Genomic DNA, 9,583 nt, shown 5'->3' on the forward strand with positions numbered 1-9,583 from the left:
CCCTGCGGCGACGCGCCCGGGACCGTCGCCGACCCCGCCCCTGCCGAGGCTGCCCCTTCCGAGCCCGTCGCCGAGCCGGTCGCGGTGGCGGCCGGGGAGTCGCACGCGGACCTGGTCGCGGTGCGCCGCCGGGGCGCGGGGACGGAACTGCCGCCCAATGCCTGAGCCGCTGACGCCCGACGCGCTGCTGGCGCTGGACCGGCAGCACGTCTGGCATCCGTACGCACCCATGCCCGGCCGCGCGGACCCGCTCGTCGTGGAGTCCGCGGCCGGGGTCCGGCTGCGGCTCGCCGAACCGGTCGAGGGCGTACGGGAGCTCGTGGACGGGATGTCGTCGTGGTGGTCCGCCATCCACGGCTACAACCACCCGGTGCTCAACGACGCGGCGCGCGGCCAGCTCGACCGGATGAGCCACGTGATGTTCGGCGGGCTCACCCACGAGCCCGCCGTGCGGCTGGCCACCCGGCTCGTGGAGATCACGCCCGAACCGCTCCGGCACGTCTTCCTCGCCGACTCGGGCTCGGTGTCGGTCGAGGTCGCGGTCAAGATGTGCCTCCAGTACTGGCGCTCCCTCGGCCGCCCCGCCAAGCAGCGGCTGCTGACCTGGCGCGGCGGCTACCACGGCGACACCTGGCAGCCGATGGCCGTGTGCGACCCGGACGGCGGCATGCACCGGCTGTGGTCGGGCGTCCTGCCCGAGCAGATCTTCGCCGACGCGCCGCCGCCCGGCTTCGACGCCGAGCCCGACCCGGCGTACGAGGCCCATGTGCGCGAGCTGGTGGCCCGGCACGCGGACGAGCTCGCCGCGGTGATCGTGGAACCGGTGGTGCAGGGCGCGGGCGGCATGCGGTTCCACTCCCCCGCCCTGCTGCGAATGCTGCGCGAGGCGTGCGACGAGCACGACGTGCTGCTGGTGTTCGACGAGATCGCCACCGGCTTCGGGCGCACCGGAGCGCTGTTCGCGGCGGAGCACGCCGGGGTCAGCCCCGATGTGATGTGCCTCGGCAAGGCGCTGACCGGCGGTTATCTGACGATGGCCGCCACGCTGTGCACCCCGCGGGTGGCGGACGGCATCTCGCGCGGCGAGCTTCCCGTGCTCGCCCACGGCCCGACGTTCATGGGCAATCCACTGGCCTCCGCCGTCGCGGGCGCCTCGATCGACCTGCTGCTGTCCTACGACTGGCGGCAGGAGATCAAGCGGATCGAGACGGGGCTGCGGGACGGGCTGGCGCCCGCCGCCGAGCTGCCGGGCGTACGGGAGGTGCGGGTGCTCGGCGCGATCGGCGTCGTCCAGCTGGACCACCCGCTGGACGACGCGGGCATGGCGGCGGCGCGGGCGGCGGTGCGCGAGGGCGTGTGGCTGCGGCCGTTCCGCGACATGCTCTACACCATGCCGCCCTACATCACGGGCGACGACGATCTGGCCCGTATCTGCGCGGCGGTACGGGCGGCCGCCGCCACGGCGGGCTGACGGCACAAGAACAAGACAACAGCGAAAGGCACGAAGCAACAGATGTCAGTACTGGTCGTGACCGGCACCGGCACGGAGGTCGGCAAGACCGTCACCACGGCGGCCGTCGCGGCGGCGGCGCTGTCCCGCGGCCGGTCGGTCGCCGTACTCAAACCCGCGCAGACCGGCGTCGGTCCGGACGAACCGGGCGACGCCGCCGAGGTGGCCCGGCTCGCCGGTGACGTGACCCTGCGGGAACTCGCCCGCTACCCCGAGCCGCTGGCGCCCGACACCGCGGCGCGCCGCGCCGGGCGCCCCGCCGTGCGGCCGCACGAGATCGCGGAGGCGGCGGAGAAGCTGGCCGCCGAGCACGATCTGGTGCTCGTCGAGGGAGCGGGCGGCCTGCTCGTACGGTTCGACGAGACGGGCGCGACGCTCGCCGACGCGGCCCGGCTGCTCGACGCCCCCGTCCTGGTCGTCGCCCACGCGGGCCTGGGCACGCTCAACGCCACGGCCCTCACGGCGGAGGCGCTGCGCGCCCGGGGCCTGCGCTTCCCCGGCGTCGTCATCGGCAGCTGGCCCGCGGACGCGGACCTCGCCTCCCACTGCAACAGGACCGACCTGCCGGAGGCGGCGGGCGCCCCGCTGCTGGGCGCCGTTCCCGAGCGGGCCGGGGCCCTGTCGCCCGCCGACTTCCGCGCGGCGGCCCCGGGGTGGCTGGCCCCGCGGCTGGACGGCGTCTGGGACGCGGAGCGGTTCACGAAGGAGCACCGCACGGCGTAGCGGTGGGGGCGGCATGGGCAGACTCCCGGTATCGGTATACAGCCGTCCCGCTGGAAAAGGGGTGTCACCCATGCCCGTACGCCGTCCCCGGCCCCCGCGCGAAGCCGTCCACCACCCACTCTTCGCCCGCTTCTGGGCCAAGGTCAGTCCCGTCGCCGACGAACGGGCCGGGGTCGCCGAACTCCGTAGCGAGCTCCTGGCCGGGCTGTCCGGCCGGGTCATCGAGATCGGCGCCGGCAACGGCCTGAACTTCGTGCACTACCCGAGCACTGTCTCCGAGGTCGTCGCCATCGAACCCGAACGCCATCTGCGCCGCCTGGCGGTGCGGGCGGGCCACCGGGCCGAGGTGCCGGTGGACGTGGTGCCCGGGGTCGCTGAGGCGCTGCCGGTCAAGAGCGAGGCGTTCGACGCGGCGGTGGCGTGTCTGGTGCTGTGCTCCGTACGAGATGTCCAGCGCACCCTGGCCGAACTGATGCGGGTGCTGCGGCCGGGCGGTGAGCTGCGGTTCCTGGAGCACGGGCGGGCCGAGGGGCGGGCCATGGCGATGACGCAGGGGGTGCTGGACCGGACGGTGTGGCCGCTGGTGTTCGGCGGGTGCCACACCGGGCGGGAGGTGCGGGTGGAGATGGCGCGGGTGGGCTTCGAGCCCGTCACCCACCGGTCGCTGCGGCTCCCCGAACGGGGACTGCCGCTGCCCACCTCGCCCTGCACCCTGGGCGTGGTGCGGCGCCCGGAGTCATAGAGGCCGAAGTCATAGAGGCCGGACTCATAGGGGGTGTCCCGCTAGACGCTCCACCGGCGAAGCTCGTCCGCGATGGCGTGCACATCCACCGCGCCGTCGTGCACCAGGCGCGCCAGATCCCGCACCCGCTCCGGCGATGTGGCCACCTTCAGGCCGCTCGCCACCAGGTACGCGTACGCGACGGCCGACGCGAACAGAGCGTTCGAGCGCTCCAGGGCCGGCACCAGAAGCAGCAGCTGCAACAGCGCGGCGGCCCGCTCCTGCGGTTCGGGGTAGATCGGGGTGCCGAATATCTCCGCCTCGTGCCGGCTCACGGCGGCGACCAGCGCACCGTAATCGGTGACGCGCGGATCCCCCGGGGTGTTGTGTTCGGCGATCATCAGAAGCCAGGCGAGATCGATACGCACGGTCAACGGCGCGCTTCGCCTCCGAGCTCCCGACCGGGTTCACGGCCAAGATCCCGGCCGAGCTCGCGGCCGAATTCCTCGTCGAAGACCGATTGGTACTGCTTCATGAAGTCGGCCGCGGCCTCCACGAACTTGTGGCCCACCTCGCCCGCGTCCTGCCGCACCAGCTCTTCGATGTAGCGGTTCACGCTCACTCCCCGCTGTAGCGCACGCTCCCGGGCCACCTCAGCGGTGGTTTCGTCGACCCGGACGTTCAGCTGTGTCTTAGCCACACCATCAAGCTAGCGCATATTTGCTAGCTGCGCCAACGGCGCGCGGAAGCGGGCGGGTCCCTACCATCGAGGGCAAACCGTTCCGACGCGGGAGGCGTTTGTGTCCACACCGGCGGCAACGAAGACAGACGGGTACGCGGAGGGCGGCGCCCGCCCGGCGGCCCGGGCCCGCGACCTGACCAAGGCGTACGGCAGCGGCGAGACCGCCGTGATCGCCCTCGACGCGGTGGACGTGGAGATCGAGCGGGGCAGGTTCACCGCGGTGATGGGTCCTTCCGGTTCCGGCAAGTCCACGCTGATGCACTGCCTGGCGGGTCTCGACACGGTCTCCTCGGGCCAGGTCTGGCTGGGCGACACCGAGATCACCGGGCTCGACGACCGCCGGCTGACCCAGCTGCGGCGCGACCGGATCGGCTTCATGTTCCAGTCGTTCAATCTGCTGCCCACCCTGAACGCGGCCGAGAACATCACCCTGCCCATGGACATCGCGGGCCAGAAGCCCGACCCGGAGTGGCTGGAGCGGGTCATCGACACCCTCGGGCTGCGGGACCGCCTGAAGCACCGGCCCGCCCAGCTGTCCGGCGGCCAGCAGCAGCGGGTGGCGTGCGCGCGGGCGCTGGCCTCCCGCCCCGAGCTGATCTTCGCGGACGAGCCGACCGGCAACCTGGACTCGCGGGCGGGCCTGGAGGTGCTGACCTTCCTGCGCGAGGCGGTCGACGAACTGGGGCAGACGGTGGTCATGGTGACCCATGACCCGAGCGCGGCCGCCCACTCCGACCTGGTGCTCTTCCTCGACGACGGCCGGATCGTGGACCGGATGGAGCGGCCCACGGCCGACTCGGTGCTGGGCCGCATGCAGATCTTCACCCGGGCGTACACGACTCACGAAGGCTGACCAATGAGCGCCGTACTCCGATAGGTTCGGATCATCCCCGATCAAGGAGGGCTCATGGCAAGGCCGTTCCGCTTCGGAGTCAACCTGCTCACGCTCGAATCGGCGCCGTCATGGCGGGAGAAGTGCCGCCGCGCCGACCGGCTGGGCTACGACGTCCTGCTGGTCCCCGACCATCTGGGCATGCCCGCGCCGTTCGCCGCGCTGGTGGCCGCCGCCGAGGTCACCGAGCGGCCGCGGCTCGGCACCTTCGTCCTCAACCTGGGCTTCTGGAACCCGGCCCTGCTGGCACGCGCGGTGGCCACCTGCGACACGCTCACCGGGGGACGGCTGGAGCTGGGCCTCGGGGCGGGATACGTGAAGGCCGAGCACGACAGCGCCGGGCTGCCGTTCGGGTCGCCCCGCGAGCGGGTGGACCACCTGGAGCACACCGTCCGTGAGCTGGAGCGGCTGCTGACCGATCCCGAGCAGCAGCCACGGCCCGCGCAGACGCCGCGCCCACCGCTGCTGCTGGGCGGCAACGGCGACCGGCTGCTGCGGGTGGCCGCGCGCCACGCGCAGATCGCGGCCTTCACGGGCGCGGTCCAGGCCCCGGACGACGCGCCCGGCCCGATGAAGATCATCAGCCCGGAGGCGCTGGAGGAGCGGGTGGCGGCCTTCCACCGCTTCGCCGCCGAAGCCGAGGCCACAGCGGGCTCGGAGCCCGCCGAGCTGAACTATCTGATCCAGATGGTCGAGAACACCGACGCCCGCCGCGCCAAGGCCCGCGAGCTGAAGCCGTACGCCCCCGACCTCACCGAGGAACAGCTGCTGGACCACCCCGCGCTGCTGCTGGGCAGCCCCAAGGACATGGCGGACCAGCTGCGGGCCCACCGCGAGCGCTTCGGCTTCTCGTACTTCACCGTGCTGGAGCACCACATGGAGGCCTTCGCCCCGGTGATCGAGGAGCTGCACGGAGAGTGATTGACGTACGGGGAGCGGGGGTGCAAACCTCAGGTCGTCCACGGTGTCGCGGGCGCTGGCCCCCGAGGGAACGGTCAGCGTCGTCACGCGCGAGCGGGTGCGGGCCGCCGCCGAGCGGCTCGGCTACCAGCCCAACCGTGCGGCGCGCGGCTTGATCACGGGGCGTACGGGCCATCTGGGCGTGATCGTCCCTGACCTGCTGAATCCCTTCTTCGCGGAGTGCTGCAAGGGCGTGCAGTCCCGGGCCCGGGGCCTGGGCTACTCGGTGTTCGTGTCCGACGCCGAACGGGACGAGGCCCTGGAGCTGGACGCGATCCGCACCCTGGCCCCGCAGGTGGACGGGATCGTCCTGGTCTCCCCGCATCTGAGCGGCGAGGAGCTGCGGTCGCTGGACGAACTCGCCGCCAAGCCGACCGTGCTGCTGCACCGCAGGGAGCCCGGCTTCGCGAGCGTCACGGCCGACCTGATGGCGGGCATGACCGACGCGGTGGCCCATCTGCACGCCCTGGGCCACCGCAAGATCGCGTACGTCGGCGGTCCGCGCAGCTCCTGGACCGCGCGGGAGCGGGCGGCGGGCGTCGAGGCGATGGCGGAGTCGGGCCAGGTCGAGATCGTCCACGTGGGGAGCGTGGCCCCGCAATTCGACGGCGGGGTCACCGGGGCCGCCGATGTGGTGCTCGCCAGCGGGGCGAGCGCGGTGGTGGCGTTCAACGACATCGTCGCGTTCGGGCTGATCAGCCGGTTCACCGCGCGCGGGGTGCGGGTGCCGGACGAGATGAGCGTGGTGGGCTGCGACGACTTCGCGCTGTCCGGGATGGCCGCACCCCCGCTGACCACGGTGTCCGTGCCGAAGGCGTACGCCGCTCGGGCCGCCGTCGATCTGCTGTCCCGCATTCTGGGCACGCCCGCGGTGGAGGGTGCGGAGCCGATGCAGCGGGTGCTGGAGACGCACCTGGTGGTGCGGGGGTCGACGGCCGCCGTGGAGTGACGGCGGTCCTCGGCTACCAGCGCGGGAGCGTCGGGTCGAAGTCCGGCTCCACGGTCCTCATGTAGATCGCATCGTGCCGGTGCTCGCGGCCCAGGTCCAGATAGGTCGCGTGCAGCCGGTCGAGTACGGCGCGGTCCAGCTCGACCCCGAGGCCGGGGCCCGGTGGGACCCGTACGGATCCGTCGGCGAAGGACAGGGCGCCGGGCGCCACCACGTCGTCCTCGGCGTTCCACGGGTAGTGGGTGTCGCACGCGTAGGCCAGGTCCTCGGTGGCAGCGGCGGCGTGGGTCATCGCGGCGAGACTGATACCCAGGTGCGAGTTGGAGTGCATGGACAGCCCCCAGCCGACGGCCTTGCAGACGTCGCCCAGCGCGGCGGTGCCCCGCAGCCCGCCCCAGTAGTGGTGGTCGGCGAGCACGATCCGTACGGCGCCGTGGTCGAGGGCGGGGCGCATGGTCTCCAGCGAGTTCACGCACATGTTCGTGGCGAGCGGGATCGAGGTCCGCGCGGCGAGGGCGCCCATGTTCTCGACCCCGGCCACCGGGTCCTCCAGATATTCGAGGACGCCTTCGAGCGCGCGGACCGCCGTCAGGGAGGTCTCCAGGGTCCACGCGGCGTTCGGATCGATACGGAGCGGATGCCCGGGGAACGCCGCGCGCAGGGCGTGGAGGGCGGCGATCTCCTCCTCCGGCGGGAAGACCCCGCCCTTGAGCTTGAGCGAGCGGAAACCGTACCGGTCCACCATGTGCCGCGCCTGGGCGACGATGCCGTCGGGGTCCAGAGCGGCGCCCCACGCGTCGCCGATCGCCGGAGCGCCGTCCCGCTCCGGGTGCTGCTCCCACTTGTAGAAGAGGTACGCGCTGTAGGGCACGGTGTCCCGGACCCTGCCCCCCCCAGGAGGTCGACGACGGGGACGCCCGACAGTTTGCCCTGTTCCCGTGCAACCGTTGCCGCCGTTATCCATCCTCGCCGTTGAGGAGCACGTATGGCCCAGGCGACCGCACCGCCCCGTCCCCTCCCCCGCCCCGGCGGCGTCACCGACGCCGTCGCACCGGTGCGGCGTCGCCGTTCATCGGTGCTGTCGGCCCATGTCTTCCTGGCGCCCTGGCTGATCGGCGCGGTGGTCCTGACCCTCGGCCCGATGCTCGCTTCGCTGTATCTGTCGTTCACCGACTACGACCTCTTGTCGAAGCCGCAGTGGGTGGGGCTGGCCAACTACCGCTACATGCTGGAGGACGACCGGTTCCTCACCTCGGTGGGCGTCACCCTGAGGTTCGTCCTCATCGGCGCACCGCTCAAGCTCGCGGCCGCCCTCGCCGTGGCGCTGCTGCTGAACCGCGCCCGCCGCGGAGTCGGCCTGTACCGCGCCGCGTTCTACGCTCCGTCACTGCTCGGCGCGAGCGTCAGCGTCGCCCTGGTGTGACGGTCCCTCTTCGCCACCGGCGGTCTCACCGACCGCTCGCTGGCCTTCTTCGGCCTCCACCTCGGCGGTCTCACCGACAACCCGGACTACGCCCTGTATCCGCTGATCATGCTGACCGTCTGGCAGTTCGGCGCGCCCATGGTGATCTTCCTGGCCGGGCTGAAGCAGATCCCGAAGGAACTGTACGAGGCGTCCTCGATCGACGGGGCGAGCCGGGTGCGCACCTTCTTCTCCATCACGCTGCCGATGCTGACGCCCGTCCTCTTCTTCAACCTGATCATGGAGATCATCCACTCCTTCCAGTCCTTCACCTCCGCGTTCGTGGTCAGCAACGGCACCGGAGGACCGTCCGACTCGACCCTCTTCTACTCGCTGTACCTGTACCAACAGGCCTTCACCAACTTCCACATGGGATACGCCTCAGCGATGGCATGGGTCCTGCTGGCCGTCATCGCACTGGTCACGTTCCTCGTCTTCCGCAGCTCCCGGCTGTGGGTCTTCTACGGACAGGAGGACGCATCATGACGACCGCGCCGTCCCCGGCCCCCGCCGCCGCTCCCACCACCACCGCCACTGCACCGCTGCGTTCCGCGGTGTGGCACATCGTCTGCGTGGTGCTCGGCCTCGTGCTGCTCTACCCGGTGTTGTGGCTGGTCACCGCGTCGGTGAAGTCCGGCACCGAGATCATCTCGAACCTGAGCCCCATCCCGAAGGTCTTCACCCCGGGCAACTACACCCAGGCCGCCGAGGGCATCAGCGGAATCACCCTGTGGCGGCTGTTCGGCAACTCGCTGCTCATCTCCACCGGCGCGGTCATCGGCAACGTGCTGTCCTGCTCCCTGGCCGCCTACGCCTTCGCCCGGCTCCGCTTCCGGGGACGCGGCCTCTACTTCGCCGTGATGATCGGCACGCTGATTCGTCCAGTTCATCCGCTCGCTGCCGCGCGAACTCGACGAGGCGGCGGTCATCGACGGCTGCGGGCCGTACCGCACCTTCGGGTACGTCATCCTGCCGCTGCTCAAACCCGCCCTGGTCACCACGACGATCTTCTCGTTCATCTGGAGCTGGAACGACTTCCTCTCCCAGCTCATGTACCTCGCCGACCCGCAGGACTACACGCTCCAGCTGGGCTTGCGGATGTTCGTCGACCAGTCCGGCGGCTCCGCATTCGGGCCGATGTTCGCGATGTCGGTGCTCACCCTCGTACCCGTGCTGCTGTTCTTCCTCGCCTTCCAGCGGCTGCTGGTCGAAGGCGTGCACACCTCCGGACTCAAGGGATAGGGAGGCCGGGCCATGCGCCGTTCCTGGTTCGCGCCTTTCGCCGACTGCCTGCTGCTCGGTGTGTTCCTGCTGTTCGCCTCGCTCCCCGTGATCACCGCCTACCCGGCCCTGGTGGCGGGCTGCGCCGTGCTGCGCGAGCAGGCACACGGCGGAGCGGGCGTGACACCGCGCCACTTCCTGGCGGCGCTGCACCGGGTGCTGCGCTCGGGGCCCGCCGTCTGGCTCGCCCCCACCGGGGCGCTGGCCCTGCTGTGGCTGGACGCACTCGCCCTGGATGCCCATGAGCCGGGGGCCGGTGTGGCCTTCGCCGTCGCTGCGGCCGCCCTCGCCGCGCTGGGGCTGCGGTGCGCCGCGGCGTGGCGGGACGGGCTGCGCTGGCGCG

At 71.8% G+C, this 9,583-nt stretch carries 8 protein-coding genes and 4 pseudogenes; 9 read left to right on the top strand and 3 right to left on the bottom strand.

Annotation, left to right across the window (positions count from 1 at the left end):
* The first annotated feature begins 157 nt into the window (after window positions 1-157).
* From EEJ42_RS38320 to EEJ42_RS38330, 3 genes are all read left to right on the top strand, one after another.
* On the top strand, window positions 158-1,471 hold the full coding sequence (locus EEJ42_RS38320; protein WP_123106781.1) for an adenosylmethionine--8-amino-7-oxononanoate transaminase: 1,314 nt from the start codon (window positions 158-160) through the stop codon (window positions 1,469-1,471).
* A gap of 42 nt (window positions 1,472-1,513) precedes the next feature.
* A complete protein-coding gene (gene bioD / locus EEJ42_RS38325) occupies window positions 1,514-2,233 on the top strand; it encodes a dethiobiotin synthase (RefSeq protein ID WP_123106782.1) in 720 nt (239 codons plus the stop codon).
* A 70-nt stretch (window positions 2,234-2,303) separates the two neighbouring features.
* Complete coding sequence (locus tag EEJ42_RS38330) at window positions 2,304-2,975, top strand: class I SAM-dependent methyltransferase (protein ID WP_123106783.1); 672 nt, start codon at window positions 2,304-2,306, stop codon at window positions 2,973-2,975.
* Between the two features lie 41 nt (window positions 2,976-3,016).
* On the opposite strand, the gene EEJ42_RS38335 is transcribed toward EEJ42_RS38330, so the two are convergent.
* Together EEJ42_RS38335 and EEJ42_RS38340 are read right to left on the bottom strand one after the other, a co-directional pair.
* On the bottom strand, window positions 3,017-3,388 hold the full coding sequence (locus EEJ42_RS38335; RefSeq protein ID WP_009712939.1) for a hypothetical protein: 372 nt from the start codon (window positions 3,386-3,388) through the stop codon (window positions 3,017-3,019).
* Window positions 3,385-3,654 (bottom strand): hypothetical protein, encoded by a 270-nt coding sequence (locus tag EEJ42_RS38340; RefSeq protein WP_123106784.1) that lies wholly within the window; start codon window positions 3,652-3,654, stop codon window positions 3,385-3,387. The genes EEJ42_RS38335 and EEJ42_RS38340 overlap by 4 nt, the downstream gene beginning before the upstream one ends.
* Window positions 3,655-3,754: 100 nt before the next feature.
* Between EEJ42_RS38340 and EEJ42_RS38345 the strand changes: the two genes are divergently transcribed.
* The 3 genes from EEJ42_RS38345 to EEJ42_RS38355 are packed head-to-tail and all read left to right on the top strand — an operon-like array spanning window position 3,755 to window position 6,497.
* Entirely contained in the window at window positions 3,755-4,549 is a 795-nt protein-coding gene (locus EEJ42_RS38345; RefSeq protein WP_123106785.1) for an ABC transporter ATP-binding protein, read from the top strand.
* A gap of 54 nt (window positions 4,550-4,603) precedes the next feature.
* Window positions 4,604-5,509, top strand: coding sequence for an LLM class F420-dependent oxidoreductase (locus EEJ42_RS38350; protein ID WP_123106786.1), 906 nt, complete (start codon window positions 4,604-4,606; stop codon window positions 5,507-5,509).
* A 43-nt stretch (window positions 5,510-5,552) separates the two neighbouring features.
* Entirely contained in the window at window positions 5,553-6,497 is a 945-nt protein-coding gene (locus tag EEJ42_RS38355) for a LacI family DNA-binding transcriptional regulator (protein ID WP_123106787.1), read from the top strand.
* Window positions 6,498-6,510: 13 nt separating this feature from the next.
* On the opposite strand, the pseudogene EEJ42_RS38360 reads toward EEJ42_RS38355, so the two are convergent.
* Window positions 6,511-7,466, bottom strand: a pseudogene (locus tag EEJ42_RS38360) (enolase C-terminal domain-like protein); the annotation flags it as partial.
* Window positions 7,467-7,482: 16 nt separating this feature from the next.
* Between EEJ42_RS38360 and EEJ42_RS38365 the strand changes: the two are divergent.
* The 3 pseudogenes from EEJ42_RS38365 to EEJ42_RS38375 all read left to right on the top strand — a co-directional run.
* Window positions 7,483-8,445 (top strand): annotated as a pseudogene (locus tag EEJ42_RS38365) (carbohydrate ABC transporter permease).
* Window positions 8,442-9,201: pseudogene (locus tag EEJ42_RS38370) on the top strand (carbohydrate ABC transporter permease). The pseudogenes EEJ42_RS38365 and EEJ42_RS38370 overlap by 4 nt, the downstream one beginning before the upstream one ends.
* Window positions 9,202-9,213: 12 nt before the next feature.
* Window positions 9,214-9,583 (top strand): annotated as a pseudogene (locus EEJ42_RS38375) (hypothetical protein); the annotation flags it as partial.

The sequence above is a fragment of the Streptomyces botrytidirepellens genome (assembly GCF_003721215.1).
GTDB classification, from domain to species: Bacteria; Actinomycetota; Actinomycetes; order Streptomycetales; family Streptomycetaceae; genus Streptomyces; species Streptomyces himastatinicus.